The sequence below is a fragment of the Lysobacter stagni genome (genome assembly GCF_030053425.1).
In the GTDB taxonomy this organism is placed as follows: domain Bacteria; phylum Pseudomonadota; class Gammaproteobacteria; order Xanthomonadales; family Xanthomonadaceae; genus Lysobacter_J; species Lysobacter_J stagni.
In genome coordinates this window covers 706060-731689 of the sequence record NZ_JASGBI010000001.1, presented here as the reverse complement: position 1 = coordinate 731689, position 25630 = coordinate 706060, and the positions used below count along the sequence as shown (strand labels likewise).

General features: G+C 67.8%; 27 protein-coding genes. 15 read left to right on the top strand and 12 right to left on the bottom strand.

Annotated elements, in window-relative coordinates; genetic code table 11:
- Window positions 1-65 precede the first annotated feature (65 nt).
- The 3 genes from QLQ15_RS03280 to QLQ15_RS03270 all read left to right on the top strand — a co-directional run bounded on the left by QLQ15_RS03280 (window position 66) and on the right by QLQ15_RS03270 (window position 3276).
- The gene (locus QLQ15_RS03280) at window positions 66-704 is read left to right on the top strand and encodes a ubiquinone biosynthesis accessory factor UbiJ (protein WP_283211423.1); all 639 of its coding nucleotides are present in this window, start codon (window positions 66-68) and stop codon (window positions 702-704) included.
- Window positions 701-2392 (top strand): ubiquinone biosynthesis regulatory protein kinase UbiB, encoded by a 1692-nt coding sequence (gene ubiB / locus QLQ15_RS03275; RefSeq protein ID WP_283211422.1) that lies wholly within the window; start codon window positions 701-703, stop codon window positions 2390-2392. The genes QLQ15_RS03280 and ubiB overlap by 4 nt, the downstream gene beginning before the upstream one ends.
- Window positions 2393-2538: 146 nt before the next feature.
- Window positions 2539-3276 carry a pseudouridine synthase gene (locus QLQ15_RS03270; RefSeq protein ID WP_283211421.1) on the top strand — a complete coding sequence of 246 codons (738 nt, stop codon included), beginning with the start codon at window positions 2539-2541 and terminating at the stop codon, window positions 3274-3276.
- Here the strand turns inward: QLQ15_RS03270 and QLQ15_RS03265 are convergent.
- Together QLQ15_RS03265 and QLQ15_RS03260 are read right to left on the bottom strand one after the other, a co-directional pair.
- Window positions 3263-3616 (bottom strand): hypothetical protein, encoded by a 354-nt coding sequence (locus QLQ15_RS03265; RefSeq protein WP_283211420.1) that lies wholly within the window; start codon window positions 3614-3616, stop codon window positions 3263-3265. The two genes, QLQ15_RS03270 and QLQ15_RS03265, sit on opposite strands and share 14 nt — an antisense overlap.
- Window positions 3617-3679: 63 nt before the next feature.
- A complete protein-coding gene (locus tag QLQ15_RS03260; protein WP_283211419.1) occupies window positions 3680-4177 on the bottom strand; it encodes a DUF2059 domain-containing protein in 498 nt (165 codons plus the stop codon).
- Window positions 4178-4264: 87 nt separating this feature from the next.
- On the opposite strand from QLQ15_RS03260, the gene arfB reads away from it, so the two are divergent.
- Together arfB and QLQ15_RS03250 are read left to right on the top strand one after the other, a co-directional pair.
- Entirely contained in the window at window positions 4265-4684 is a 420-nt protein-coding gene (arfB, locus tag QLQ15_RS03255; RefSeq protein ID WP_283211418.1) for an alternative ribosome rescue aminoacyl-tRNA hydrolase ArfB, read from the top strand.
- A 52-nt stretch (window positions 4685-4736) separates the two neighbouring features.
- Window positions 4737-5345, top strand: coding sequence for a lysophospholipid acyltransferase family protein (locus QLQ15_RS03250; RefSeq protein WP_283211417.1), 609 nt, complete (start codon window positions 4737-4739; stop codon window positions 5343-5345).
- 48 nt (window positions 5346-5393) lie between these two features.
- Here the strand turns inward: QLQ15_RS03250 and QLQ15_RS03245 are convergent, their stop codons facing one another.
- Window positions 5394-6362, bottom strand: coding sequence for a LysR family transcriptional regulator (locus QLQ15_RS03245; RefSeq protein ID WP_283211416.1), 969 nt, complete (start codon window positions 6360-6362; stop codon window positions 5394-5396).
- Between the two features lie 110 nt (window positions 6363-6472).
- On the opposite strand from QLQ15_RS03245, the gene aceB reads away from it, so the two are divergent.
- The 4 genes from aceB to QLQ15_RS03225 all read left to right on the top strand — a co-directional run bounded on the left by aceB (window position 6473) and on the right by QLQ15_RS03225 (window position 13163).
- Entirely contained in the window at window positions 6473-8080 is a 1608-nt protein-coding gene (gene aceB, locus QLQ15_RS03240; protein WP_432277770.1) for a malate synthase A, read from the top strand.
- Between the two features lie 64 nt (window positions 8081-8144).
- Window positions 8145-9443, top strand: coding sequence for an isocitrate lyase (gene aceA, locus QLQ15_RS03235; RefSeq protein WP_283211415.1), 1299 nt, complete (start codon window positions 8145-8147; stop codon window positions 9441-9443).
- A 164-nt stretch (window positions 9444-9607) separates the two neighbouring features.
- Window positions 9608-10657 (top strand): GGDEF domain-containing protein, encoded by a 1050-nt coding sequence (locus QLQ15_RS03230; RefSeq protein ID WP_283211414.1) that lies wholly within the window; start codon window positions 9608-9610, stop codon window positions 10655-10657.
- A gap of 25 nt (window positions 10658-10682) precedes the next feature.
- The gene (locus QLQ15_RS03225) at window positions 10683-13163 is read left to right on the top strand and encodes a putative peptide modification system cyclase (RefSeq protein ID WP_283211413.1); all 2481 of its coding nucleotides are present in this window, start codon (window positions 10683-10685) and stop codon (window positions 13161-13163) included.
- On the opposite strand, the gene QLQ15_RS03220 is transcribed toward QLQ15_RS03225, so the two are convergent.
- The 5 genes from QLQ15_RS03220 to QLQ15_RS03200 form a co-directional block, all read right to left on the bottom strand.
- Entirely contained in the window at window positions 13147-13383 is a 237-nt protein-coding gene (locus QLQ15_RS03220; RefSeq protein WP_283211412.1) for an NHLP-related RiPP peptide, read from the bottom strand. The genes QLQ15_RS03225 and QLQ15_RS03220 overlap by 17 nt on opposite strands.
- A gap of 34 nt (window positions 13384-13417) precedes the next feature.
- On the bottom strand, window positions 13418-14755 hold the full coding sequence (locus tag QLQ15_RS03215; protein WP_283211411.1) for a putative peptide maturation dehydrogenase: 1338 nt from the start codon (window positions 14753-14755) through the stop codon (window positions 13418-13420).
- Between the two features lie 136 nt (window positions 14756-14891).
- Entirely contained in the window at window positions 14892-15167 is a 276-nt protein-coding gene (locus QLQ15_RS03210) for a hypothetical protein (protein ID WP_283211410.1), read from the bottom strand.
- Window positions 15168-15271: 104 nt separating this feature from the next.
- Window positions 15272-15625, bottom strand: coding sequence for an NHLP-related RiPP peptide (locus tag QLQ15_RS03205; RefSeq protein ID WP_283211409.1), 354 nt, complete (start codon window positions 15623-15625; stop codon window positions 15272-15274).
- 263 nt (window positions 15626-15888) lie between these two features.
- Complete coding sequence (locus tag QLQ15_RS03200; RefSeq protein ID WP_283211408.1) at window positions 15889-16227, bottom strand: NHLP-related RiPP peptide; 339 nt, start codon at window positions 16225-16227, stop codon at window positions 15889-15891.
- Window positions 16228-16331: 104 nt separating this feature from the next.
- Between QLQ15_RS03200 and QLQ15_RS03195 the strand changes: the two genes are divergently transcribed.
- Window positions 16332-17504: a putative peptide maturation dehydrogenase gene (locus QLQ15_RS03195; protein WP_283211407.1), complete on the top strand. Its 1173-nt coding sequence runs from the start codon at window positions 16332-16334 to the stop codon at window positions 17502-17504.
- Window positions 17505-17547: 43 nt separating this feature from the next.
- Here the strand turns inward: QLQ15_RS03195 and QLQ15_RS03190 are convergent, their stop codons facing one another.
- Window positions 17548-19056, bottom strand: coding sequence for a YifB family Mg chelatase-like AAA ATPase (locus QLQ15_RS03190; RefSeq protein WP_283211406.1), 1509 nt, complete (start codon window positions 19054-19056; stop codon window positions 17548-17550).
- A 9-nt stretch (window positions 19057-19065) separates the two neighbouring features.
- Window positions 19066-19335, bottom strand: coding sequence for a ubiquinone biosynthesis accessory factor UbiK (ubiK, locus tag QLQ15_RS03185; protein ID WP_283211405.1), 270 nt, complete (start codon window positions 19333-19335; stop codon window positions 19066-19068).
- A gap of 172 nt (window positions 19336-19507) precedes the next feature.
- On the opposite strand from ubiK, the gene QLQ15_RS03180 reads away from it, so the two are divergent.
- From QLQ15_RS03180 to QLQ15_RS03170, 3 genes are read left to right on the top strand one after another with little or no spacing between them, the layout of a single operon-like run.
- Complete coding sequence (locus QLQ15_RS03180; RefSeq protein WP_283211404.1) at window positions 19508-19846, top strand: P-II family nitrogen regulator; 339 nt, start codon at window positions 19508-19510, stop codon at window positions 19844-19846.
- A gap of 6 nt (window positions 19847-19852) precedes the next feature.
- Window positions 19853-20095, top strand: coding sequence for a hypothetical protein (locus QLQ15_RS03175; protein WP_283211403.1), 243 nt, complete (start codon window positions 19853-19855; stop codon window positions 20093-20095).
- A 41-nt stretch (window positions 20096-20136) separates the two neighbouring features.
- A complete protein-coding gene (locus QLQ15_RS03170; RefSeq protein ID WP_283211402.1) occupies window positions 20137-21249 on the top strand; it encodes an acyltransferase family protein in 1113 nt (370 codons plus the stop codon).
- Window positions 21250-21319: 70 nt separating this feature from the next.
- Here the strand turns inward: QLQ15_RS03170 and speE are convergent, their stop codons facing one another.
- A complete protein-coding gene (gene speE, locus QLQ15_RS03165) occupies window positions 21320-22171 on the bottom strand; it encodes a polyamine aminopropyltransferase (protein WP_283211401.1) in 852 nt (283 codons plus the stop codon).
- 184 nt (window positions 22172-22355) lie between these two features.
- Here speE and speA point away from each other — a divergent pair, with 184 nt between their 5' ends.
- Window positions 22356-24245 (top strand): arginine decarboxylase, encoded by a 1890-nt coding sequence (gene speA, locus QLQ15_RS03160; protein ID WP_283211400.1) that lies wholly within the window; start codon window positions 22356-22358, stop codon window positions 24243-24245.
- 122 nt (window positions 24246-24367) lie between these two features.
- On the top strand, window positions 24368-25222 hold the full coding sequence (locus QLQ15_RS03155; RefSeq protein ID WP_283211399.1) for an NAD(P)-dependent oxidoreductase: 855 nt from the start codon (window positions 24368-24370) through the stop codon (window positions 25220-25222).
- Here the strand turns inward: QLQ15_RS03155 and QLQ15_RS03150 are convergent, their stop codons facing one another.
- Complete coding sequence (locus QLQ15_RS03150) at window positions 25223-25624, bottom strand: hypothetical protein (protein ID WP_283211398.1); 402 nt, start codon at window positions 25622-25624, stop codon at window positions 25223-25225.
- Between the last annotated feature and the right edge of the window lie 6 nt (window positions 25625-25630).

The window sequence follows — 25630 nt, the reverse complement described above, 5'->3', positions numbered from 1 at the left end:
ACGGCCGGAATTCCCGGGGCCGCCCGGCGCGAAGGGCGAGGGCGGGTCGCGGCTACAATGGCCGCATGACCGACCCCACTCCCTCGCCATTGGCCGCCCTCAAGCCGCTGGCCGGGCGCGCACTCGAAACCGCCCTCAACCGCGCGCTCGCGCTGGACCCCGATACCCGTGACAGCCTGCGGGCCCTCGAAGGCCGGCGGGTTGCCATGCGCCTGGCGTCGCCGCCATTGGCACTGCAGATCCGGGTAGGCGGTGAGCGCCTCGAAGTGGGCCCGGTGGAGGACGAGCCGGACCTGTCGGTGCGCAGCACCCTGGGTGGCCTGCTGTCGCAGTTGCCCTTCCTGCGCGACGACGATGCTCCGCCCGTGGGCAAGCTGCGCATCGAAGGCGATGCCGATCTGGCCCGACGCCTGCAGAAGCTGGCCGAACGCTTCGATCCCGACTGGCAGCAGCCGTTCGTGCGCGTGTTCGGCGACATCCTGGGCGTGCAGATTGCCAACGCCTTCGCCGCGGGCCTGCGCCATGCGCGCGAGGCCGCCGGCGCGCTGGCCACCAATGCCGCCGAGTACGTGACCGAAGAATCGCGCGACGTGGTGCCGCGCGACGAGCTCAACGCCTTCCACGACGACGTGGACACGCTGCGCGACGATGTCGAGCGCCTGGCCGCGCGCATCGCGCGGCTGCGTGACGGAGCGCGCGCATGAAGCCGGTGTTCCGTGCCTGGCGCATCGGTCGCGTGCTGTTGCGCTACCGGCTGGACGACCTGCTGGACGATACGCCCGTCGAACCCTGGCTGAAGCTGGCGCGGCCTTTCGTTCCGCGCGCGTCGGCCGAAGTGGCGTGCCTGTCGCGCGGCGCGCGTCTGCGCCTGGCGCTGCAGGAGCTGGGCCCGATCTTCGTCAAGTTCGGCCAGATCCTCTCCACGCGGCGCGACCTGGTGCCGCCGGACGTGGCCGAGGAACTGGCGCTGCTGCAGGACCGCGTGAAGCCGTTCGACGGCGAGACCGCACGCGCCATCGTCGAGCGCGCGCTGGAGCGTCCCATCGCCGAAGCCTTCGAGCAGTTCGACACCACCCCGCTCGCGTCGGCTTCCATCGCGCAGGTGCACGCGGCGACGCTGCACGCGGACGCGAACGGCGTGTCACGCGAGGTGGTGGTGAAGGTTCTGCGGCCGGAGATCGAAAAGCAGATCGCCGGCGACATCGCGCTGTTGAAGGCGGCAGCCAGCATCGTCGATCGCACGCATCCCAGTGCCGACAAGATCCGGCCGCGGGCGATCGTGGAGGAAATCGAGAACACACTGGCCGCCGAACTCGACCTGCAGCGCGAGGGCGCCAACGCCAGCGTGCTTCGGCGTTTCTGGACCGGCCCGAACGGCGAGGTCAGCGATGACCTGTACGTGCCGGAAGTGATCTGGTCGCACACGGCCGAGCGCGCGCTGACGCTGGAGCGGGTGCGCGGAATTCCTTCCGACGACATCGAAGCCCTGGACGCGGCGGGCATCGACCGCCACGCGCTGGCCGCGAAGGGCGTGCGCGTGTTCTACACGCAGGTGTTCCGCGACAACTTCTTCCACGCCGACGCGCACGCCGGCAACATCTGGGTCGACAGCGATCCGTCGCGCCGCGCGAACCCGCGTTTCATCGCGCTGGACTTCGGCATCATGGGCCAGCTTTCGGATGAGGATCAGTACTACCTCGCCGAGAACTTCATGGCGATCTTCAACCGCGACTACCGCCGCATCGCCGAGCTGCACGTGCGCGCCGGCTGGATGCCTTCGCACATCCGCATCGACGAACTGGAAGCCGCCGCGCGCGCCGTGTGCGAGCCGTACTTCACGCGCCCGCTGAGCGAGATCTCGCTGGCCGAGGTGCTGCTCAAACTGTTCCGCACCGCGCAGCGCTACGAACTGACGCTGCAGCCGCAGCTGATCCTGCTGCAGAAGACGCTGCTGAACATCGAAGGCGTGGGCCGCCTGCTGGATCCGAAGCTCGACATCTGGGCCGTTGCGCGCCCGGTGCTGTCGCGCATCCTGGTGGAGCGCTACAGCCCGCAGCGTCTGGCCAGCGAGTTCCGCAAGCGCCTGCCGGAGCTGGTGACGCACGCGCCGGAGATGCCACGCCTGCTGCACGCATGGCTCACGCAACAGGTGGAGGGTCGCCACGAACTGCACCTGCATTCGCGCGACCTCGCGCAGCTCAACCGCACCATCCGCTCCGCACAGCGTCGCACGGTGTCGGCGGTACTCGGCGTCGGTCTGCTGGTGTGCGCGGCGGTGCTGTACGGCATGGAGGCCGGCGGCCCGCGCCTGCTGTCGATCCCTGCCGCCGCCTGGATCGCCGGCGTCGGCGGTGCCTGGGCCATCATCGCGGCGTGGCCGCGCGGGCACTGAGGCACTGGCGGTCAAAAGTGCGTGCTGTCGAGGAACCAGCTGGTGTTGGAAGAAATCCTGCGTCACGTGCTGGAGCGTTGCCGGTGAACGCTTCACCCCTCCCCGACCCTCCCCTGCAAGCAGGGGAGGGGGATGAGCCGTCTGCTGTGCAGGAACCGGCGCTGCAGCCGAACACATTCCACCTCGACGTCCTCTACATCGACGACGCCATCGCCGTCGTCAACAAGCCTGCCGGCCTGATGGTCCACGACAGTGCGCTGGCGCGCGGCGAGACCGACTTCGCCGCAGACCGCCTGCGCGAGCAGTTCGGCAGGCCGATCTTCCTGGTGCATCGCCTCGACCGTGCCACCAGCGGTTGCCTGCTGCTGGCGTTCGATCGCGACAGCGCGTCGGCACTGGGCAAGGTGCTGATGTCGCGCGAGGTGGAAAAGGACTACTGGGCGGTATGCCGCGGTTGGCCCGATGAGGCGTTCGTCGTCGACCATCCGCTCGACGGCGGTCCGGGCAAGCCGCAGAAGAAGCCGGCGATCACGCGCTTCGAGCGTCTGGCAACCATGGAACTGCAGATGCCGTCCGCAGGATTCGAGACCTCGCGTTATGCGCTGCTGTGCGCGCATCCGGAGACGGGGCGCTTTCGCCAGATCCGCCGGCACCTCAAGCATCTCTCGCACCACCTCATCGGTGACACCAGCCACGGCGACGGGCGCCACAACCGCAACTTCCGCATGCTCGGCATCCACCGGATGTTGCTGCACGCGCGCCGGCTGGCATTCGTGCATCCGGTCCATGGCGAGCGCATGGAGGTGATCGCGCCGGTCGATGCGGAGTTCGACAAGGCGCTGGCACTGTTCGGCGACGCGGCCGCGGATTTCAGATCGCCGTGATCGCGTCGTTCGCCACGGCGACCAGCACGCCGGCGGCCAGCAGCACCAGCCCATACAGGAACAGCCGGATCGCGCGCAGGTAGTAGGACACGCGCAGGGCATCCGGATGCAGCAGCCGCTTCAGCGCAAGCAACTGCACCACGGTGCCGGCGACCATCGGCAACACCGCCGCCAGGTCGCTCCGGTGCCAGGGCTTGGGGTCGACCGACCATTGCGTGAGGAAGCCGAGCGAGAAGGCGGTGAGCACGCCGACCACGGTCATCGAGCCGTTGCGGAACGTCGCATCGATGCGCGCCTCCGGTGGGTCGCGCGGCGCATTCGGATCGGGGGCATCGGTCATGGCGCGTACCGGGTGTGTCGCCGGGCGCGAGTGTAGCGCCCGGGCGACACCGCGCCGTGACGGTCAGCTCTTGTCCTGTGCCTGCTGCAGTTCCTCGGCGATGTCCTTCTGCATCTGCTGCATCATCGGCGCCACCAGCGTCTGCGTGGCGGCCATGGTGGCCTGCATGGCCTTGGGCATCTTCTCCAGGACGCGCTGGCCGGCCGCGCTGCCGTAGAAGTCGATCATCGCGTCCATGTCCTGCGCGTCGAAGGTGGTCCGGTAGACGTCGCGGTAGATCGGCGCCAGCTTCCCCCAGGTCAGCGTGTTGCGCAGGTTCTGCGAGGTGCGCGCAAGGATACGCTGCGCCAGCGCGCGCTGCTCTGCGCTCATCGGCGTGTCGGCGGTCATCCGTTCGAACATCTGCTGCTGCATGGCCTCGACTTGCGGCAGCATCGTCTCCAAGGCCTGGCGCATGCGCATGACGTCCAGCAGGCGATCGATCTGTGCGTCGGTTGGGGCGGCGGCGTGGGCCAGCGGGGTGGCGAGGGCGAGCAGCAGGGCGAGCAGAAAGCGCGTCATCGGCAGGTTCCTTCCAAGGGTCGCGCATTCTCGCCGATGCCGCCGGTTTCGTCCGCGGCACCTCCGGGGTTGGTAAAGTCGCGCCCCATGGTCGAGATCGCGCCCCATCTGACGATCCCGGACTCGGAGCTGGTCGAACGTTTCGTCCGTGCCTCCGGGCCGGGCGGGCAGAACGTCAACAAGGTCGCCACCGCCGTCGAACTGCGCTTCGACGTGGCGGGCTCTCCCTCGTTGCCCGAACCCCTGCGCGCGCGCCTGCTGGCACGACGCGACCGGCGCCTGACCGACGAGGGTGTGCTGGTCATCAGCGCACAGCGCTTCCGCACGCAGGAGCGCAACCGCGAGGACGCGCGCGAGCGGCTGGCCTCGTTCATCGCCGCCGCGCTCGAGGTGCCGAAGCCGCGCGTGGCCACGCGTCCGAGCCGCGCATCGAAGGAGCGCCGCCTCAGCGGCAAGCGCGAACGCGGTACGATCAAACGCGAGCGGACCCGGCGCGACTGGGACTGAGAAGAAGCATGGATCCGGTGCGGACCGGATCGAGCAAGGCCGAAGAGGGGACATGTCCGACACCGCCGTACAACGGGTACTGCCGCTGCCGCCGAGTGCGCCGCGCGCCAATCGCAATGCATTCGTCCGCTGGGTAGGCCGCACGATACTGCGCCTGGGTGGCTGGCGGATGGAAGGCGAGTTCCCGGATCTGCCGAAGGTGGTGCTGATCGGCGCCCCGCATTCGTCCAACTGGGACGGCATCTGGGGCTTCGCGCTGCTGATGGCCGTGGGGCTGGACCTCAAGGTGCTCGGCAAGGACTCGCTATTGAAGGTGCCGGTGATGGGGCCCGTGCTGAAGTGGCTGGGCGTGATTCCGGTGGACCGCAAGGCGGCGCAGGGCGTGGTCGAACAGGCCGCGAAGATGATCCGCAACGCCGATCGCTTCTGGTACGGCCTGGCGCCGGAAGGCACGCGCAAGGTCGTGGAGAAATGGAAGCCGGGCTTCTGGCGCATCGCCAGGGCCGCCGAGGTGCCGGTGGTGCCGGCGTACTTCCATTACGGACGCAAGGTCATCGGTGTCGGCGCGCCGTTCGAGCTGACCGACAGCTACGAGTCCGACGTCGCCCGCATCCGCGGCTGGTACCGCACGGTCTCCAACGGCAAGAACCACGACGCCTGACTCCGCAGCGTGCACGCGGCGATGAGGCGTCTGATGCCGTGGTGAACGTCAGCGCTCGGACTGGCCCGTGGAGTAGTAGTCGCCGCGTTCGAACAAAGCGGGCTTTATAAGCTCCACAAATGCGCGGGCCTGTGGCGATAAATATTTGCCCTTGCGCACGACGACGCCGTAGCTGCGCGACGGGAAGTAGTCCGCCAGCGACCGTGCCGAGAGGCGTTCGCGATCGGCTTCGGTCAGGCAGATCGCGGTGACGATGCTGATGCCCAGGCCCATTGCCACGTACTGCTTGATCACCTCCCAGCCGCCCACTTCCAGCGCCACCGTGTAGGGCACGCGGTTCTGCTGGAACACCAGGTCGATCAGGCGGTAGGTGGTCAGGCGCTGCGGCGGCAGGATCAGGCCGTAGGGCGAGAGGTCCTGCAGGGTCAGGTCGTCCTTCTGTGCCAGCGGATGGTCGCGTGGCGTGATCAGCATCGGCTCGAACCGGTAGACGGGCTCATAGCTCAGGTCCGCCGGCACATCGAGCATCGACCCGACGGCCAGGTCCACGGCGTCCGAACGCAGCAGGTCCAGGCCGCTGGCGCCGGTGACGTTGTGCAGGCTCAGCCGCACCTCCGGGTGCGCCGCGCGGAAGGCCTCCACGATCGGGGGCAACAGATAAAGGATGGTCGAACTGCCGGCGGCCACGTTCAGCTCGCCGGCATCCAGACCCCGGATGCGCTCATGGAAGACCGAATCCAACCCGTCCAGCCCCTCCACCAGTGGGCGGGCGAGGTCGTACAGCTCCTGGCCTTCACGGGTGAGGGCGATGCGGCGGCCGCTGCGCTCGAGCAGGCGCACGCCCATCTCGCGTTCCAGCGCCTGCAACTGCAGGGTCACGGCCGGCTGGCTCAGGTACAGCGCCTCGGCCGCGCGTGAGACCGAGCCCAGCCTCGCCGTCTGGCAGAAGGCGCGCAGCGGCTTGAGACGGTCCCCCTTGTAGGCGAACCGGGGGCTGTTGGGCGGGCTCGGGCTCAAAAGTTTCAATGCGTATTAGGTTAGCTAATGGTATGCATTGATAAGTCTTGATTGTCAAATAACAAACGCCAGCGCATGGTGAACTCCCATCGTTACCGCGGAGTTACAGCATGTCGGCAGTCATGGCGCAGCCCCAGCAGGCCGAGATCGAGTTCATCGGCCAGACCGACGGACAGGCCCACGTCCTGACCCCGGGCGCCCTGCGGCTGCTGGCCGGCCTGCACCGCCGATTCGAGCCCGTCCGCCAGGCCCGTCTCCAGGCGCGCCGCGAACGCCAGGCGTTCTTCGACGCCGGCGGCCTCCCCGACTTCCGTGAGGACACCCGCGCCATCCGCGAGGGGGACTGGAAGGTCGCGGCGCTGCCGAAGGCGCTGCTGGACCGCCGGGTCGAGATCACCGGCCCGGTCGATCCGAAGATGGTCATCAACGCGCTCAACTCCGGCGCGAAGGTCTACATGGCCGACTTCGAGGACAGCACATCGCCGACCTGGCCCAATCTGATCGCCGGGCAGCGCGCGCTGATCGAAGCTGTGCGCGGCACGCTGGAATTCACCGCGCCCGAGACGGGCAAGCACTACAGCCTGCGCCCGTTCGAGGAGCAGGCCGTGCTGATGGTGCGCCCGCGCGGCTGGCACCTGGACGAGAAGCACCTGCGCATCGACGGCACGCCGGTCTCGGCCAGCCTCTTCGACCTGGCGCTGTTCGCCTTCCACAATTCGGACGTGCTCGCCGCGAAGGACCGCGGACCTTACTTCTACCTGCCCAAGCTGCAGTCGATGGAAGAGGCGCAGCTGTGGAACGACGTGCTCGACTTCACCGAGCGCGAGCTGGGCCTGACTGCCGGGCAGCTCAAGGTCACGGTGCTGATCGAGACGCTGCCGGCCGTGTTCGAGATGGACGAGATCCTGCATGCGCTGCGCACGCGCGTCGCCGGCCTCAACTGCGGCCGCTGGGACTACGTGTTCTCCTACCTCAAGACCTTCCGCCGCCATCGCGACAAGGTGCTGCCGGAACGCGCACAGGTGACGATGACGCAGCCGTTCCTGAAGGCGTATTCGGAGCTGCTGATCCAGACCTGCCACAAGCGCGGTGCGCATGCGATGGGCGGCATGGCGGCGCAGATTCCGATCAGCGGCGACGAGGCCGCGAACGAAACCGCGCTGGCCAAGGTGCGCGCGGACAAGCTGCGCGAGGTCACCGCGGGCCACGACGGCACCTGGGTCGCGCACCCGGCGCTGATTCCGCTGGCCAGGCAGATCTTCGACGAGCGCATGCCCACGCCGAACCAGCGCCACGTGCTGCGCGAGGACGTGTGGGTCACGCGCGATGACCTCATCAAGCCGTCGCTGGGCACCATCACGCGCGCCGGCTTCGAGAACAACGTCGAGGTGTGCGTGCGGTACCTCGCCGCATGGCTCGATGGAAACGGCTGCGTGCCGATCCACTGGCTGATGGAAGACGCCGCGACGGCCGAGATCGCGCGAACCCAGCTGTGGCAGTGGCTGCACAGCGAAGGCCTGCATCTCGACGACGGCACGCAGGTCGACTTCGCGCTGCTCGAGCGGGCCTTCCTCAATCTGCCCACGCGCCTGGGCGACCGCACGAAGTTGCCCGGTGGCTCGCGCATCAACGAAGCCATCGGCGTACTCGATCGCCTCACGCACGCCGACACCCTCGAAGACTTCCTCACCCTGCCGGCATACGCACGGCTGGACTGAGCCTTCCCGACTCGCTGTTCCGCTTTCCCATCACTTCCGATACAGAACAGAAAGGAACACCGCCATGAGCACGCTGCAGAACGCCGAACAACTCCGCCACGACTGGGCCACCAACCCGCGCTGGGCCGGCATTACCCGCCCGTACTGCGCCCAGGACGTCGTGCGCCTGCGCGGTACGGTGCCGGTGGAGCATTCCATCGCCAAGCTCGGCGCGCAGAAGCTGTGGAACTCGCTGCACAGCGAGCCGTTCGTCAACGCGCTGGGCGCGCTGACCGGCAATCAGGCGATGCAGCAGGTGAAGGCCGGCCTGAAGGCCATCTACCTTTCCGGCTGGCAGGTGGCGGCCGACGCCAACATCGCCGGCGAGATGTACCCGGACCAGTCGCTGTATCCGGCCAATTCCGTGCCGCAGGTCGTGCGCCGCATCAACAACACGCTGCTGCGCGCCGACCAGATCCAGTGCGCGGAAGGCACGGGCGACGTCGACTTCCTGCAGCCGATCGTTGCCGACGCCGAAGCCGGCTTCGGTGGCGTGCTCAATGCGTTCGAGCTGATGAAGGGCATGATCGAAGCCGGTGCGTCGGGCGTGCACTTCGAAGACCAGCTGGCCAGCGTGAAGAAGTGCGGGCACATGGGCGGCAAGGTGCTGGTGCCCACGCGTGAAGCGATCGAGAAGCTTGTCGCCGCGCGACTGGCCGCGGACGTGATGGGCGTGCCGACGCTGATCGTCGCGCGCACCGACGCCGAGGCCGCCGACCTCATCACCTCCGACATCGACGACAACGACAAGCCCTACTGCACGGGCGAGCGCACGGTCGAAGGGTTCTACAAGACCAACAAGGGCCTGGACCAGGCGATCAGCCGCGGCCTTGCCTACGCGCCGTACGCCGACCTGGTGTGGTGCGAGACCGGCAAGCCGGATCTGGAGTTCGCCCGCAAGTTCGCCGAAGCCATCCACGCGAAGTACCCCGGCAAGCTGCTGGCCTACAACTGCTCGCCGAGCTTCAACTGGAAGAAGAACCTGGACGACGCCACCATCGCCAAGTTCCAGAAGGAAATCGCCAGCTATGGCTACAAGTTCCAGTTCATCACCCTGGCCGGCTTCCACAGCCTCAACTACGGCATGTTCAACCTGGCCCACGGCTACGCGCGCCGCCAGATGAGCGCGTTCGTCGAGCTGCAGGAAGCCGAGTTCGCCGCCGCCGAGCGGGGTTTCACCGCGGTCAAGCACCAGCGCGAGGTCGGCACGGGCTATTTCGACGCGGTTACCCAGACCATCCAGGGCGGTCAGTCGTCCACGGTGGCGCTGAAGGGTTCGACCGAAGAAGAGCAGTTCCACGAAAAGCGCGCCGCGGCGGCCTGACCCGTCTCGCCATCGCCTGCGAAGCGACGCCCTCCTCCGGGAGGGCGTCGTCGTTTCCGGGCTACGAGACCAGCGAGTGGGTCCGTCCGGTCTGCCCCCCGTGTGCCGTTGAATGTGTGATTCCGGTGCTATTCTCCAGCCTCTCCAGGGACCGGTTCTGTTGGATGACTCGTGACAGCGCGGCGTCTATCCAGACGCGCGACCTCAATCCCGGCAAGTCCAGCACGGCGCCTGCGGACGTGGCGACGGCGGTGCTTACGGAAGCGGAATACGAGCTCTTCGCCGAGCTCGGCCGCCCGCGTCGTGTCGAGGCCGGCCAGCTGCTGTTCCGTCGCGGCGAATTGGGCACCACGATGTTCGTCATCGCCCGTGGCGTGGTGGACCTGGACTTCGGCGAGGACCTCGTCGGCAAGCGCCTGGGGCCCAGCGAATTCTTCGGCGAACTGGGCCTGCTGATCGGCGACCACGTGCGCAGTGCCGATGCCATCGCCGCGTCGGATGGCCTGCTCATCGAGCTGCGTCATGAAGAATTCCAGCGCCTGGTCGATCGCGATCCGGGCCTGATCTCCTACTTCCTGCGCCGCGCCATCCTGCGCGTGGTGCTGAACGAACAAAGCCTCATCCGTCGCCTGCGTCGCCGCAACGAAGAACTGCAGTCCGCACTCGACAGCCTGTACGCGGCCACGCACCAGCTCAACCAGACCGAAGAGCTGATCCGCACCGACGACCTCACCGATCTCTACAACCGCCGCGGCCTGACCCTGCACCTGCAGCAGTACCGCACGCACGCGACGCCGCCGGCGCTGGGCCTGCTGCTGGTCGATTGCGACCGCTTCAAGCAGGTCAACGACGACCACGGCCACCTGGTGGGCGATCGCGTGCTGCAGGGCGTGGCCAACATCCTGCGTTCCATCGCCGGTCCCGAAGACCTGGCCTGCCGCCTGGGCGGCGACGAGTTCTGTCTGCTGGTGGTGACCGACCAGCAGGACGAAGTCATGCGCTTCGCCGAGTTCATCGTCGCCACCGCGCAGGGCCTGATGCAGATGTCGCACGGTACGCCGCTCATGTGCCCGCTCAGCGTCGGCGCCTGCCTGGTGGACCCTGCGAAGGACTGGACCGACTGGTACGCTCGCGCCGATGCCGCGCTCTATCAGGCCAAGCGCCTGGGCGGCAACCGCGTGCATTGGCATGACACGGAACTGACCTCGGCCTGAGCTGACACGGAGACGGACGCGCGCGATGAACGAGATGACCCATCGCCCTTCCATCGAAGCACCGCAGTTGCGGACGCTGCTGCTGACCGACCTGTGCGATTCGACCTCGCTGGTCGAGCGCATCGGCGACGTCGCCGCGGCCACGCTGTTCCGCGACCACGACCGCCTCGTACTGGACCTGCAGCAACGCTGGCGCGGCCGCCTGATCGACCGCTCCGACGGCATGCTGCTGCTGTTCGAACGCCCCATCGACGGCCTGGGTTTCGCGCTGGACTACATGCGCGGCCTGCGCGAGATGGGTACCTCGCGCAAGCTCGAACTCAAGGCGCGCGCGGGCCTGCACGTCGGCGAAGTGCTCACCTGGCGCAACAGCGAGGAAGCCGTCCAGGTAGGCGCCAAGCCGCTGGAGGTGGAAGGCCTGGCCAAGCCGATGGCCGCGCGCCTGATGGCGGTGGCGCGCCCGGGGCAGATCCTGCTGTCTGCCGTGGCCGAACCGCTGGCGCACCGCGCCGCGCGCGAGCTGGGCGAACGCGGTCAGCACCTGCTGTGGAAATCGCACGGTCGCTGGCGCTTCAAGGGCATGCCGGACAGCCAGCAGATCTACGAAGTGGGCGAACCGGGCATCGCGCCGCTGCGCGTACCGCCGAACTCGCCCAAAGCGTGGCGCGATATCCCGCTGTGGCGTCGCCCTGCGGCGCTGGCCGCCGAAGCGGCGGTCATCGCCGGCATCGGCGCGGGTGTGTGGTTCGCCACGCGTCCTGCGCCTGCCATCGCATTCAACCAGCGCGACTGGGTGGTGGTTGCAGACCTGCGCAACCTGACGGGCGACCGCTCCTACGATGACTCGCTTGAGACGGCGCTGCGCATCTCGCTGGAGCAGTCGCGCTACGTGAACGTGATGCCCGATTCGCGCGTCGAGAAGACCCTTGCGCAAATGGGCCGCCAACCGGGGACATCCCGCCTCGATCGTGCCACGGCATCCGAAGTGGCCTTGCGCGATGGTGCTCGTGCGGTGCTCTTGCCGACCGTGGCCTCGCTCGACGGCAAAGTTCGCGTGAGCGTCGAAGTCGTCGATCCGACCAGCCAGGCGACGGTATTCGCCGAATCCATGGTCGGAAAGGACCCGGCGTCGACCGTGCGGTCGATGGGCGAGGTCAGTGAGGAGCTGCGGCAGCGGCTCGGCGAAACGCTCGCACTGGTGCAGATGGACACCGTTCCTCTCGACAAGGCTACGACCGGCAACCTTGATGCGTTGCGTGCATTCACGTTGGCGCAGCGCGCTTACGCGATCCAGGATCTGGATGCGGCCGAGCAGCACTTCCGGCAGGCACTCTCGTTGGACCCGCAGTTCGCGATGGCGCGCATCGGACTGGCACGCGTCGCGTATGCCAAGACCGACGTGAACACCGCCCTGGCCGAACTGGACAAGGCACTGCAGAGCAGCAACCGCCTCACCAACCGCGAGCAGCTCTACGGCAAGGCGCAGCGGGCGATGATCCGCCTCGACCGCGACGTGATCGACCAGTGGCAGGCCCTGGCGAAGCTGTATCCGGACTTCTACGTCGCTTCGTTCAATACCGCCAATCTGATGCGGTACGCCAATCGCTACGAGCAGATGCGTGAGTACAGTGATCGCGCCAGCGCGAAGATGGCGATCACGCGCCCGGTGGCGCTGTACTACCGCGCTATCGCTGAATCGGCGCTGGGTCGCAGTACCGATGCGGATGCGAGCTTCGCGCTGGCGCGCAAGGAGAACTTCCCGCCGGTATTCGTGGAGCCCGCTTTGTTGGCTGCATCGAAGCGCGACTTCGAACGTGCGCGATCCCTCGTCGCCGCGGATGGCAAGATGCCCCCGCCCGTGGTCCTGGAGCGGCGCATGGCAGAGATGACATTCGCCGCAGACTCCGGCGATTGGCCACTGGCCACGCGTCTGGCCAAACAGTTGGAGACAGCGACAGCGAAGCCGGTGCATGCCTTCGAATGGGCCGCGCGCGCCAACGCGCTGGCAGTGCTCCAGTACACCAGGGACAAGAAGCAGGCCCGCGCAGCAAGCGAACGCCTGATCGAGCAGGCGGCTGCGGCAATCGATGCTGCGCCGGGGCGCGAGCGCGAGGCAGTGGCCAACGCAATGCTCTATGCCGGCTATGTGGCGGCCGGAGCGGGTGACGACGCGCTGGCGCGCCGATCGATCGCGCTGTCGAAGAAGGCGGTGGATGCATCGCCGGTGGCGGTGCTACGCAACATGGCGGCCATCACCGAAGCGCGCATCGCGTTGATGAGTGGCGACAAGGAAGCGGCGACGCGCCTGTTGTCGGAGTACCAGGGCGTCGATGCGTTGCTGCTTACCCGCTACTGGCGCCAGGCCGCCACCGCAGGGGCGGCGCCCGCACTGTCCACGACGGAGCGGGCGAGGGCGTACAACGAGTGGGCAGCGGAACGTCCTCCGGTCCTGGAGGCCCTGATCGGCCCTCCAGGACAGGAGTCGCGTGTCATCTCGCGAAGATGACCCAGCCGCTGGTGGCCTCGATCTGCTTGGCCAGCAGCTCCGTGTTGTCGCGGATGTGCTCCTTCGAAGGGAGCGCGACGCGGAACGGTGCAATCGCCGGATCGATCTTGAACCCGAACTCGGCCAGCGTCTCGACCGGGTTGGATTCCATGCGCGCGCGAAGATCGTCGTCTTCGCCCAGTTGCTTGAGCAGCTCGTGAATCTGTTTGCGACCAGCCATCCCCTGTTCCCCTTGTGTGACCCCGTGCGCTGTTTTACTGGTCTGGGATGACGGGCGCAACCGGTACGTACGGTTCGGGCTTGAGGTGGAGCTGGTCGCAGGCGGTGTCGGGCACACCGATCCCGCTGGCGCCGATGGCGATCTCGACCTGCGGCCGCAGCCCGAGTCGCTCCGCTACATCCAGGTCGTTGATGGCCGCCGTATAGAAGGCGCCTAGCCTGCGCTCGGTCGCCAGCAGGTAGAACGTCTGGCTCAGATGCCCGGAATCCAGCAGGACCGCCTTGTAGGCCTTCGGATGGTTGCGGTACTTCCAATGGTGGCGATCCAGGCGGGCCACATGAAAGACAAGTGCGTGCGCTTGGGCGAAATAGGTCTGGCCGATGGTCAGTTGTTCGGCGAGTTCGCGTGCCTGCGCGCGCGACATCGGATCGAGCAGCGCCATCGAGTGGCTCGACGCTTCGTAATGATGGAACCCGGGTGACAAGCCTTCAACATCGATCACCAAAGGGTAGGCCTCGATCGGATGCAGCCCGCCCCCCGAAGGACTGGTCCGCTTGAGCGCGACCGTTCCCGGGGCAAGCGTTTCGCTTCCCAGTGCGCCGAAGGTGCCGAACAGCACGCGTGTGAAATCCTCCAGCCCCAGCGGAACGTCCGATCGGAAGTGGCGCGTGGTGAGGCGGGAGCGCATGAGGGAGGCGAGTGCATCGTCAAAATGCTGCAATGGCAGCGCGACGCGCTGGTGCGCGTCCTCGCGCCGCCAGAAATGCGGCGCGATCGGGCCGTGACGCGCACGGTGTGCGTCGAGGCGCTCACGGTGCGCCTCGTCGTCGTGCCGACGGCGACCTTCATCGCCGACCACTCCTTCCCAGGCGCTTGTCGCGTGATACAGCGCGGCCTGTGGATGCCAACCCACTGCCTCCAGCGTGCGTTCTCCCTCGCGCAGGCGTGCGGACAACGGTTCGTCACCATCACCCACGATGAGGCCGCGCTGTGCCATTGCGAGGATGGCATCCACGGGCAACTGCGCCACGCATGCCAGGTCCGCAGCGTCGTACCACTGCCCGGGTGCCATGGTTGCCATCAAGGCGACCTCCCGTTCGGTCGCGGGAATGGCCTGTCCGCTGACGGGACAGAGCAGGCGGATCTCCGAACTCCTGTCCAGGTGCACTTCGCCACGCAACAGGCGTGCGAAGTCCGGCACGACCGCGTCGGCGATCTCGAGATAACAGGGGGTGCGTCGGCGGACTCGCATGCCGCCGAGTATGCACGTCGACCGGTGCCACCTGCTGATCAGGCCCGGGCCGAGACCACGCGGCGCATGGCGGACCGCAGGCCGATGGTTTCGGTCAGGTGCGCGCGACGCGGAATGCAAGCCCCGCTGCGCTTCGCGCGCAGCGGGGTGGGTGGGCCGTCAGGCGAGCATGGCCGTTCGCAGACTTACGCCACCCGTCGCTTCGCGTTGCCGTTACCGGCATTGAGGTCGGGCGTGGTTTGATTCAGCCCGATCATCAGCATCGACACGATCTCGTCGTATGCGGCGGCGATGACCTCTTTCGGTGCCAGCTGGGTGATCCCATCTTGCAGTCGAACCAGAACCAGTCGATGGTGTCCTGATCGAACTGCCACGTTTCCAGCGCCATGCGCGCGTCGCGCATGAAGACGTTGCGGAACTCGTCGCTGGTCGCGAGCAGGTCCACGAGCTTCATCGCGGCATGGCGCGTCATGGGGACGGTGCGCGGCTTGGCTTCCGTCCGTGCTTCCTGCTCGGTATTGATGGTCTGCATGTCCTTCCTTCCGTAGGGTGACTTGCTTGGCTGTTGGTGCGTTCTGCGCCGAGGCCGGCCTGTGGATCGCGGAGGCCCCATTACGCTCGCGCGCAGCGGGACCTTCAGGCGAGCCGGCGTCGCTGGCCTTCCAGACCGGAATCGAGCTGCGGCGTGGTCTGGTTGAGGCCAGCCATCAACATCGACGTGATCTCCTCACGCGCCGCCGCAATGACTTCCTTCGGTGCCAGCTGCGTGATGCCCATCTTGCAGTCCCACCAGAAGCGGTCGATGGAGTCCTGGTCGAACTGCCACGTTTCCAGCGCCATGCGCGCGTCGCGCATGAAGACGCTGCGGAACTCGTCGCTGGTGGCGAGCAGGTCCACGAGCTTGAGGGCGGCCTGCCGGCTCATCGGAACCGTGCGGGTCTTGCCGGAGGACTCCGGCCGGGCGTGCTGTTCGGTCGAGATCGCTTGCATGTCCTTTCCTTCCGTTGAGTGACTGCGTGACGGTAACCGGCGGTACGGCAGGGCCGGCACGCCAACCTACGTCCGGGTCCTGCCGGCTGCAAGCAACGTAATTCTGGAAAGCGCGCGAGAGTGCGACGGGCAGCGCAGTTCTGGGGCGGGCGCGTCGCGCGCCGACGTCTTTCGACGATCTGCGCAGTGGCCGGCGGGTGCATGCGCGCAGCCGTAGAGCATCGGAAGCCCCCGTCGCATGCGCGACGGGGGCGGTGCAGCGGTCAGCGCAGGCGGCATCTCGCCTGCAGACCACTGTCCAACTGCGGCGTGTTCTGGGCGAGGCCCTTCATCAGCATGGCACGGATCTCGGCACGCGCTGCGAAGATGGTCTGCTTGGACGCGAGCGTGATGCCGAACGTGCAGCTCTCGTTCGCGGCGAGCGCGTGCCCGACCTGGGCGAGCGCGGTGCGCGGATCGCGCTGGAACAGCGCGCGATATTCATCATCGGAAATCAGCAGGTCGAGCATGCGGTCCACGGCCTGCGCGGACATGGGCGCAGTGCGGGGCCGGTCGGCATTACGGGACTGCGGCAGATACTCCCTTTCTTCCTGATGCCTCATCGTGTCTCTCCTTGCCGGACCACCCGGCTGCCGGACTATAGCCGGCAATTCCCTTGCGGACCGCCACGGGGCAAAGTACGGCTTTCGGGCAAGGAGAGCAGGGGATGCGTATCCGTCGTTGCGCCGTGGTCTATCTGGAACCGCGCGAGCAGGTCGAGTTCGATCTTTCGGTGCTGCTTGGCGGTGGCGATGGCCTGCGCCGGGACCGTCGCTGGATGGCGCTGGCGCCGCACCTGGGCGCGGAGGTCGAAGTAACGGGCGCGGAACGTGAACTGCTCGGCGAGTTGAGTCCGGGGCAGTGGGTCGAGGCCGATGCGCTGGCCGATCGCCGCGACATCGTCGAACGACTGCTGCGTGAAGGCCTGCTTGTCGCCGACACCGACGAACACGGCGCGATGCGCGCGCGCGACGAGACATTGCGTGGCACCTACTGGCACCCGCTGGCCGCCACGCTGCACGCGTTCACGCGATGGACCGGCGTGGACACCGTGCAGAACCAGAAAGACAGCGGCACCGAGACCGCAGTGAAGATGCGCGACGTGCTGGGTGCCCCACCGGTGGAAGCTGCACGCCGCGCCGACGCCAATGCACTGCAGAAACTGCCGCGCCTGGCGCCCACGTCGTTCGACGACCTGCTCGCGCGACGCACGACATGCCGCAACTTCGATCCCTCGCGCAAGGTGCCGTTCGAGACATTCGCGCAGGTGATGCAACGAGTGTTCGCGGCGCAGGCTGAGGTCCGCGTCACCGACGACACGGTGTTCCTCAAGAAGAACGTGCCCTCCGGCGGCGGCCTGCATCCGATGGAGTGCTATTTGATCGTGCAGCACGTCGAAGGCGTCGAGCCCGGTCTGTACCACTACCAGTCGCAGGAGCACGCGCTGGAACCCGTTGCGGGACCCGGTCGCCCGTTGCGCGAGTTCGTCATGGACATGGTCGCGCAACAGCACTGGTTCGCCGATGCGCACGTGATCGTGCTGCTGTCGCCGCGCTTCGATCGCACGTTCTGGAAGTACCGCCACCACGCCAAGGGTTATCGCGTCATCGCGCTGGAAGGCGGCCACCTGTCGCAGACGCTCTACCTGGCCGCCACCGATGCCGGGCTGGGTGCCTTCATCACCGGCGCCATCAACGAAGTGGAACTGGAACAGGCGTTCGGACTCAACCCGATTCACCAGGGCGCGCTGGCGATCTGCGGCTTCGGCTGGCGCGGGCAGGTGATGGAAACGGCGGAGCTCGACCCGGCGGAACGTGTGTGGGTGAAAGCGGACGGTTGATCGGCGGTGAGACGTCGGCGCGCGCATCGCGTCGACGGAAGTGTCACCTCGAACGTGCGCCGCGATCCGCGCTGCGGTAGCCGATGGCTTCGCTGAGGTGCGCCGTGCCGATGTCGTCAGCGCCGTCCAGGTCCGCAATGGTGCGTGCGACGCGCAGGATGCGGTGCATCGAACGCGCTGACAGCTGCAAGGCATCCACGGCGCGTTCGAGCAGTGCGTGGTCCGCATCGGTCAGGCGGCACGTGGACACCGTGCCGGCCTGGCTGAGGTTGGCGTTCGCGGTGCCTGCGCGCGCGTGCTGGCGGCGGCGCGCTTCCACCACGCGCGCGCGCACCGTGCCGGTGGATTCTCCCGCCAGTGCGTCCGGCCGCAGTTCAGAGGGCGGCAGGCGCGGGACCTCGATGTGCAGGTCGATGCGGTCCAGCAGCGGGCCGGAGATGCGTCCGCGATAGCGCTGGATGGCATCGCCGCTGCAGCGGCAGCGGCCCGAGGAATCGCCGGCCCAGCCGCAGGGACAGGGATTCATCGCGGCCACGAGCTGGAAGCGTGCGGGAAACTCCGCGCTGCGCGCCGCCCGCGATACCGTGACCACGCCCGATTCCAACGGCTCGCGCAGCACTTCCAGCGCGCGACGATCCCATTCGGGCAGTTCATCCAGGAACAGCACGCCGTGATGCGCCAGCGAGATCTCGCCCGGGCGGGGCTGCGCACCGCCGCCGACCAGCGCCACTGCGCTGGCCGTGTGGTGTGGCGAGCGGAAGGGACGCTCGCGCCAGCGTGCGGGATCGAGCCCGCGACCGCTGACCGAGGCGATGGCAGCCGCTTCCAGCGCTTCGTCGTCGCTCGCCTCGGGCAGCAGGCCCGGGAGGCGCGAAGCCAGCAGCGTCTTGCCGCAACCGGGCGGGCCGATCAACAACAGATGGTGCGCACCGGCGGCCGCGATCTCCAGCGCACGGCGTGCGTGCGGCTGGCCGCGTACGTCGGAGAGATCCGGGCCCGACGGGCGCTCGGCGGCGGGCGCCACCGCCGTCGGCAACGACTTGCGGCCCGCCAGTTGTGCGCAGACTTCCAGCAGCGTGCGCGCGGTGCGCACTTCGACGTCGCTGGCCAGTGCCGCCTCGGCGCCATTGCCGGCCGGAACGATCAACCGTCGCTGCGCCTGCCCGGCGGCGATCGCGGCAGGCAGTGCGCCGTCCACGGCGCGCAGTTCACCGGTGAGGCCCAGTTCGCCGAGGAATTCGAATTCGGCCAGCGGCTCCAGCGGGATCTGTCCGCTCGCCGCGAGGATGCCCAGCGCGATGGGCAGGTCGAAGCGGCCGCCGTCCTTCGGCAGGTCCGCCGGAGCGAGATTGACGGTGATGCGCCGCGCGGGGAATTCGAACTGCGCGCACAGGATGGCGGCGCGCACGCGGTCCTTGGCCTCGCGCACCGCCGCCTCGGGAAGGCCGACGATCGACATGGCCGGCAGGCCGCCGGCCAGGTGCACTTCCACGCGAACCGCGGGCGCGCGCACGCCCGTTCGTGCACGGCTGTGCACGAGCGCCAGATTCATCGGGGGGACTCAGTGCTGCGAGGGCGGCGGCGTGTTGCCGAGCTGGGCCTCGAGTTCGGCCACGGTGCGCTGCAGTTCTTCCAGCTTCTCGCGCGTGCGCAGCAGGACCGCGCGCTGCACCTCGAACTCCTCGCGGGTGACCAGATCGAGCTTGGCCAGCCCCGACTGCAGGACCGCCTTGAAGTTCTGCTGCAGTTCCTCGCGGCTCTCGCGCAGGCCCGGAGGAACGAGCGAGCTGAGGCGGCGGGCGAGGTCGTCGATGGGGTTCAAGTCGATCATGAGAGGAAATCCTCCGGACGTTCGCCGCAGAGTGAGGCGTGGACCGTGAGGACGCCGTCGGCATGGGCCGCGGCGGGCTGTGGGGGAAGTCCGGGGGCGGCCACTGTAGCGCATGCCCACCCGTACGGCACGGTCTTCGCTATCCTGCCGCCGGGAACCCGGAGACGATGCAATGAAGATGGTCATGGCCGTGATCAAGCCGTTCAAGCTCGACGACGTGCGCGAGGCGCTCGCCGAGGCCGGCGTGGCCGGCATCACCGCCACGGAGGTCAAGGGCTTCGGTCGCCAGAAGGGCCACACCGAGCTCTACCGCGGCGCCGAGTACGTCGTCGACTTCCTGCCCAAGATCAAGCTGGAAGTGGCCGTGACCGACGAACAGGTCGATACGGTGGTGGAAGCCATCATGAAGGCGGCCGGTACCGGCAAGATCGGCGACGGCAAGATCTTCGTCTGGGACCTGGAACGCGCGGTGCGCATCCGCACTGGCGAGATGGACGGCGACGCGCTGTAAGCACCGGTGCGCTACGCCTCCGGTGAAGTGCCGCGGCTGGGCGACCGGGTCGCCATCGACGCGCGTTACCGCGGTACCGTCGTGGCGTGCATCGGTCGTGATCACCCGCCGGAGTATCCGGCCGCGGAATGGGCCTACCTCGAACGCGGCCTGTTGATCGACACCGACTTCGCCGGCCTGGTGCATTACCCCGATCCGGAACACGAACCCATCACGCTCATCGCCCGGGCCACACCCCGGGTGGTGTGAGCGCTCCGCGCAACCCGACGGCCGCCGACGAAAAGGACTTCATGCAACGCCTCCCCGGACTCGATCTGCTGCGCGCCATCGCCGTCGTCTGGGTGATGCTGTTCCATTCCTTCCTCGTCGGCGGGCTCGGGCCGGATTTCAAATGGCTCGAGCGCTACGGCTGGATGGGCGTGGACATCTTCTTCGTGCTCAGCGGCTTCCTGATCGGCCGCCAGGTGCTGACGCCGCTGGCGCACGGGAAGACGCTGTCGTTCGCGGACTTCTATGCGCGTCGCGCGTACCGGATCCTGCCGGCGTTCGTGGTGGTGCTGGCGATCTACGTCTTCTTCCCCGCGCTGCGTGAGGCCGAAGGGTTGGCGCCCTGGTGGCAGTTCGCCACGTTCACGCTGAATCTGGTCGTGGACTACACGCACTTGCCTGCTTTCTCGCACGCGTGGTCGCTGTGCGTGGAGGAACACTTCTACCTGCTGTTCCCCACGCTGGCGCTGCTGCTGATGCGGCGGCCTTCGGCGAAGGTGTTCATCGCGGTGTGCGTGGCCACGGTGCTGGCGGGAATCGCGTTGCGCACCGGCGCCTGGCTGCATTTCGATGCACTGGATCCGCCGCGCAACTGGTTCGTCGAGGACATCTACTACCCCACCTGGAACCGCCTCGACGGTTTGCTGGCGGGCGTGGTGCTGGCGGTGATCGCGGTGTTCCGCCCGTCGATGTGGGAGCGCGCGCTGGCCCGCGGCAACGCCTTCGCGATGCTCGGCGTGGTGGGGATGGCGGTGGCGTTCTGGCTGTTCCGCCAGCGCAGCGGCCTGCTGGGCAATTCGATCGGTTGGCCGGTGTTGTCGGCCTCCATCGCCTGCCTGGTCGTGGCTGGCGCCAGCGGGCGCAGTGTGATCGGACGCTGGGCCGTGCCCGGCGCGGGATGGATCGCCGCGGTTTCGTACAGCCTGTACCTCAGCCACAAGCTCGTGTTCCACGCGGTGGACACCCACTTCGGCGAATGGCTGCACGGCCGCGGTCTGGTGGCCTTCGTGGTGTATGCGGTGGCGACGCTGCTCGCCGCCGCCTTGTTGCATTACGCGGTGGAGCGGCCGTTCCTCGCCTTGCGCGCGCGGCGTCGTGCGCGTGCCGTGCCCGGGGCCCTGCCCAGCGCGGCGTGACCGGTCGGGGACGCAAACGAAAACGCCCCGCCGAAGCGGGGCGTTCTGCGACGACGCAGGACCGACCGGATTACTGGCCCAGCTCCGCGGCCACGAACGGCGGCAGCTTGGCGGCGCCGGCGTGGATGTCCACCGTGTAGTACTTGGTGGCGAACGCCTTCGCGCGCGAGTCGGCCTGGCGGAAGTCGAAGCCCTGGCCCTTGCGCGCCAGCGTGCAGCTCCACCAGCCGGTGGGGTAGCACGGCTGCGGGAAGGGCAGCGTCTGGAACGTGGTGAAGCCGGCCTTGCCCATCTCGGCACGCATTTCCTTGATGAGCGAGAGCAGCATCAGCGGCGATTCGGACTGCTGCACCAGGATGCCGTCGTCCTTGAGCGCGCGGAAGCAGCTCTCGAAGAACGCCTTGTTGAACAGGCCTTCGGCCGGGCCGACGGGATCGGTCGAATCCACGATCACCACGTCCAGCGAGTTCGGTTCGCAGTTCTTCATGTACGCGATGCCGTCGTCGAACATCAGCGTGGCGCGGGCGTCGCCGTTGGCCTCGCACAGTTCCGGGAACCACTTCTCGGCCATGCGCGTGACCTGCTCGTCGATGTCGCACTGCACCGCGCGCTGCACGCCCGGGTGCTTGAGCACCTCGCGCAGCGTGCCGCAGTCGCCGCCGCCGATGATCACCACGTTCTTCGGATCGGCGTGGGTGAACAGCGCCGGATGGGACATCATCTCGTGATAGAAGAAGTTGTCCTTCGTGGTCAGCATCATCGCGCCGTCGATGAGCATCAGGTTGCCCCAGTCGGTGCTCTCGAAGATCTCGATCTTCTGGAACGGCGACTGCACCTCGTCCAGCTTCTTGGTGATGCGGTAGCCGATCGCCGATCCGGTGGGCTCGAAGTTCTCGTAATGCCAGGACGTCTGGGTGCTCATTGCGGGGATCCAGGGGGATGGGGCCGGGCCGGGAGCGCCGCGAGGGCGGCCGGGCGGGCGTTGAGAAGGGGCGGCATTGTAGCGGACCGCCCGTGACGCGCCGGCGTCGTCGGGCGTCTGGACAGGTTGCTCGGCCGGGGGGCTGTAGAATGCGCGTCCCCCCGCCTCCCCCGGTACTCCGCCGATGTCCGACTGGTCGCTCGATCAGGCCCGCAAGACCTACTCGATCCCGCACTGGTCGGAAGGGTATTTCGATGCCGGGACGAACGGTCACGCCATCGTGCGCCCGCGCGGCGCGCAGGGGCCGGCGATCTCGCTGCCGGAGGTGGTGGATGCGGCGCGCGCCAATGGCGCCAAGCTGCCGCTGCTGGTGCGCTTCCCGGACATCCTCGGCAACCGTCTGGGCAAGCTGCAGGCCGCCTTCGCGCAGGCCCAGGCCGAATGGGACTACGCCGGCGGCTACACCGCCGTGTACCCGATCAAGGTGAACCAGCACCGCGGCGTCGCCGGCACGCTGGCCTCGCACCACGGCGAGGGCTTCGGCCTGGAAGCGGGCAGCAAGCCGGAACTGATGGCCGTGCTGGCGCTGTCGCGCCCGGGCGGGCTGATCGTCTGCAACGGCTACAAGGACCGCGAATACATCCGCCTGGCGCTGATCGGCCGCAAGCTGGGCATGGAAACCTTCATCGTCATCGAGAAGCCGTCGGAACTGGCACTGGTGATGGAAGAAGCCGCCGCGCTGGGCGTGAAGCCGGGCCTGGGCGTGCGCATGCGCCTGGCCAGCCTGGGCGCCGGCAAGTGGCAGAACAGCGGCGGCGACAAGGCCAAGTTCGGTCTCTCGCCGCGCCAGGTGCTGGACCTGTGGAAGAAACTGCGCGACAGCGGCATGACCGACACGCTGCAGCTGCTGCATTTCCACATGGGCTCGCAGATCTCCAACGTGCGCGACATCGCCAACGGCATGCGCGAGGCGACGCGCTACTTCGTCGAGCTCTCGCGTCTGGGCGCGAACGTGCGCTACATGGACGTCGGCGGTGGCCTGGGCATCGACTACGAAGGCACGCGCTCGCGCGGCTACTGCTCGATCAACTACGGCGTGCACCAGTACGCCAACAGCATCGTGCAACCGCTGGCCGAGGCCTGCGCCGAGAACGGGCTGGTGCCGCCGCGCATCGTCACCGAGTGCGGCCGCGCGATGACCGCGCACCACGCCGTGCTGGTGGCCAACGTGTCGGAAGTCGAGGAAGCGCCGGAAGGCCGCATCCCCGACGTGCACGACGACGAGCCGGCAGTGATCCGCCACCTGCGCGAAGTGCATGCCGAACTGGGCCAGCGCCCGGCGGTGGAGCTGTTCCACGAAGCGCAGCACCACCACAGCGAGGGCCTGTCGCTGTATGCGCTGGGCCAGATCGACCTGGTGCACCGTGCGCGCATCGACGACCTGTTCTACGCCATCGCGCATGACGTGCGCCGGCGCCTGAGCTACGACGAGAAGAGCCATCGCGAACTGCTGGACGAACTCAACGATCGCCTGGTCGACAAGTATTTCGTCAACTTCAGTGTGTTCGAATCCATCCCCGACGTGTGGGCGATCGACCAGGTGTTCCCGATCCTGCCGATCGAACGACTGGACGAAGAGCCCACGCGACGCGGCGTGCTGGCCGACATGACCTGCGATTCCGACGGCACGGTGAAGACCTACGTCGAGAACGAGGGCCTGGACACCTCGCTGCCGCTGCACGCACCGCGCAGCGGCGAGAGCTACCGTATCGGCTTCTTCCTGGTCGGCGCATACCAGGAGATCCTGGGCGACATCCACAACCTGTTCGGCGATACCGATGCGGTGGAAGTGCGCGTGGCCGGGCAGACGTACGAACTCACCCAGCAGCGCCGCGGCGACACCACCGACGTGATGCTGGACTATGTCGGCTACCGACTGGACGACCTGCGCGCGGCGTACCGCGCGAAGGTCGAGGCGGCTGGGCTGCCCGCGGCCGAAGCCGATGCGCTGGCTCAGGCCCTGGAAACCGGTCTCACCGGCTACACCTATCTCGACGACGCGCCGCTGGCGTAAACGTCACCCCACGGCCGCGCCGGAGTGCGCGGTATCGACGCGGTCGCCGCTTCGGGCGACGGATCGCGTTTCACGGTACATGGCGGCGATGGCCGCCATGAACAACAAGCGGAATGACGACGATGAAAGTTGGACTGATCGGCCTGGGCGCGATGGGCGCTCCGATGGCCCGCTACCTGCACGCCAAGGGCCTGCTCACCGCGGTGGGCAACCGCACGCAGGCCAAGGCCGATGCGCTCGCCGCCGAACTGGGCGTGCGCGCCGCACGCTCGGCAGCGAACTTCGCCGACTGCGACGTCGTCGTGCTGTGCGTGTCGCTCGATGCGGACGTGCTGGAGAACGTGAACGCGCTGGCCGAAGTGCTGAAGCCGGGCGCGGTGGTGATCGACCATTCCACCGTGGCGGTGGACACCGCGCGTCGCTGCGCCGCAATGCTGTCGCCGCACGACATCGGTTTCCTCGATGCGCCGGTGTCCGGCGGCGTCGAGGGTGCGCGCAACGGAAAGCTGTCGGTGATGGTCGGTGGCGAAGCCGACGTGGTGGAACGCACGAGTGCCGTGATCGCCTGTTACGCCGCGCGCATCACGCACATGGGCGCGACCGGTGCGGGGCAGGCGACGAAGGCCGTCAACCAGGTGCTGGTGGCCGGCATCAATGAAGCGGTGAGCGAAGGCCTGGCACTGGGCGAGAAGCTGGGCCTGGATCCGGAAAAGCTGCTGCCCACGCTGATGGCCGGTGCGGCCAGCAACTGGTTCCTGGAAAAGCGCGGCGCCACCATGCTGCGCGACGAGTTCACGCCGGGCTTCAAGTGCGCGCACATGCTCAAGGACCTGCGCATCGTCAGCGCGATCGCCCGCGATACGGGGACGCGCCTGAGCACGGTGGAACAGGCGCTGGCCGATTACGCTGAACTGATCGAACGCGGGCAGGGCGAGGCCGACACCTCCGCGCTCATCACCCTCAAGCGCGGCGGCTGATCACGCGCCAGCGGCGCCGGCGCGCTGCGAATGCCAGCGCGCCAGCAGCTTCGGACCGGCCGTGGCGCCGATCCAGGCCAGCAACAGATTGGAGACGATCGCCAGCGCGTTGTACTTCAGCGCTCCCGGCACGCTGACGTGCGGCGCGGCGACCATCGCCGACAGGCTGAGCACCCACACCGTGGCCATCAGCGCCACGGCGATGCGGCGAAAACGCGGCCCGGCGATCGCGCCACCGACGGTCATTGCCACCAGCACGCCCAGCAGATCCAGCAGCGGCAGTTCGCCCAGCGGCGTCATCGTCGTGCGCATCGACTCCGCGCCCAGCGCGTAGGTCGCCACCGCGAAAAGCGTCAGCAGCCCGACGGCGGCGACGCAGCCCCAAAGAATGCGTTTGTCCATGGCGAT

What these genes read in the sequence shown, in the direction of transcription:
- speA (WP_283211400.1), top strand. Translation starts at nt 22,356, where the DNA reads ATGTCCGACTGGTCGCTCGATCAGGCCCGCAAGACCTACTCGATCCCG.
- speE (WP_283211401.1), bottom strand. Translation starts at nt 22,171, where the DNA reads ATGAGCACCCAGACGTCCTGGCATTACGAGAACTTCGAGCCCACCGGA.
- aceA (WP_283211415.1), top strand. Translation starts at nt 8,145, where the DNA reads ATGAGCACGCTGCAGAACGCCGAACAACTCCGCCACGACTGGGCCACC.
- arfB (WP_283211418.1), top strand. Translation starts at nt 4,265, where the DNA reads ATGGTCGAGATCGCGCCCCATCTGACGATCCCGGACTCGGAGCTGGTC.
- QLQ15_RS03280 (WP_283211423.1), top strand. Translation starts at nt 66, where the DNA reads ATGACCGACCCCACTCCCTCGCCATTGGCCGCCCTCAAGCCGCTGGCC.
- QLQ15_RS03265 (WP_283211420.1), bottom strand. Translation starts at nt 3,616, where the DNA reads ATGACCGATGCCCCCGATCCGAATGCGCCGCGCGACCCACCGGAGGCG.
- QLQ15_RS03200 (WP_283211408.1), bottom strand. Translation starts at nt 16,227, where the DNA reads ATGAGGCATCAGGAAGAAAGGGAGTATCTGCCGCAGTCCCGTAATGCC.
- QLQ15_RS03220 (WP_283211412.1), bottom strand. Translation starts at nt 13,383, where the DNA reads ATGGCTGGTCGCAAACAGATTCACGAGCTGCTCAAGCAACTGGGCGAA.
- QLQ15_RS03225 (WP_283211413.1), top strand. Translation starts at nt 10,683, where the DNA reads ATGAACGAGATGACCCATCGCCCTTCCATCGAAGCACCGCAGTTGCGG.
- QLQ15_RS03195 (WP_283211407.1), top strand. Translation starts at nt 16,332, where the DNA reads ATGCGTATCCGTCGTTGCGCCGTGGTCTATCTGGAACCGCGCGAGCAG.
- QLQ15_RS03170 (WP_283211402.1), top strand. Translation starts at nt 20,137, where the DNA reads ATGCAACGCCTCCCCGGACTCGATCTGCTGCGCGCCATCGCCGTCGTC.
- ubiK (WP_283211405.1), bottom strand. Translation starts at nt 19,335, where the DNA reads ATGATCGACTTGAACCCCATCGACGACCTCGCCCGCCGCCTCAGCTCG.
- QLQ15_RS03190 (WP_283211406.1), bottom strand. Translation starts at nt 19,056, where the DNA reads ATGAATCTGGCGCTCGTGCACAGCCGTGCACGAACGGGCGTGCGCGCG.
- QLQ15_RS03210 (WP_283211410.1), bottom strand. Translation starts at nt 15,167, where the DNA reads ATGCAGACCATCAATACCGAGCAGGAAGCACGGACGGAAGCCAAGCCG.
- ubiB (WP_283211422.1), top strand. Translation starts at nt 701, where the DNA reads ATGAAGCCGGTGTTCCGTGCCTGGCGCATCGGTCGCGTGCTGTTGCGC.
- QLQ15_RS03155 (WP_283211399.1), top strand. Translation starts at nt 24,368, where the DNA reads ATGAAAGTTGGACTGATCGGCCTGGGCGCGATGGGCGCTCCGATGGCC.
- aceB (WP_432277770.1), top strand. Translation starts at nt 6,473, where the DNA reads ATGTCGGCAGTCATGGCGCAGCCCCAGCAGGCCGAGATCGAGTTCATC.
- QLQ15_RS03260 (WP_283211419.1), bottom strand. Translation starts at nt 4,177, where the DNA reads ATGACGCGCTTTCTGCTCGCCCTGCTGCTCGCCCTCGCCACCCCGCTG.
- QLQ15_RS03205 (WP_283211409.1), bottom strand. Translation starts at nt 15,625, where the DNA reads ATGCAAGCGATCTCGACCGAACAGCACGCCCGGCCGGAGTCCTCCGGC.
- QLQ15_RS03150 (WP_283211398.1), bottom strand. Translation starts at nt 25,624, where the DNA reads ATGGACAAACGCATTCTTTGGGGCTGCGTCGCCGCCGTCGGGCTGCTG.
- QLQ15_RS03230 (WP_283211414.1), top strand. Translation starts at nt 9,608, where the DNA reads ATGACTCGTGACAGCGCGGCGTCTATCCAGACGCGCGACCTCAATCCC.
- QLQ15_RS03180 (WP_283211404.1), top strand. Translation starts at nt 19,508, where the DNA reads ATGAAGATGGTCATGGCCGTGATCAAGCCGTTCAAGCTCGACGACGTG.
- QLQ15_RS03250 (WP_283211417.1), top strand. Translation starts at nt 4,737, where the DNA reads ATGTCCGACACCGCCGTACAACGGGTACTGCCGCTGCCGCCGAGTGCG.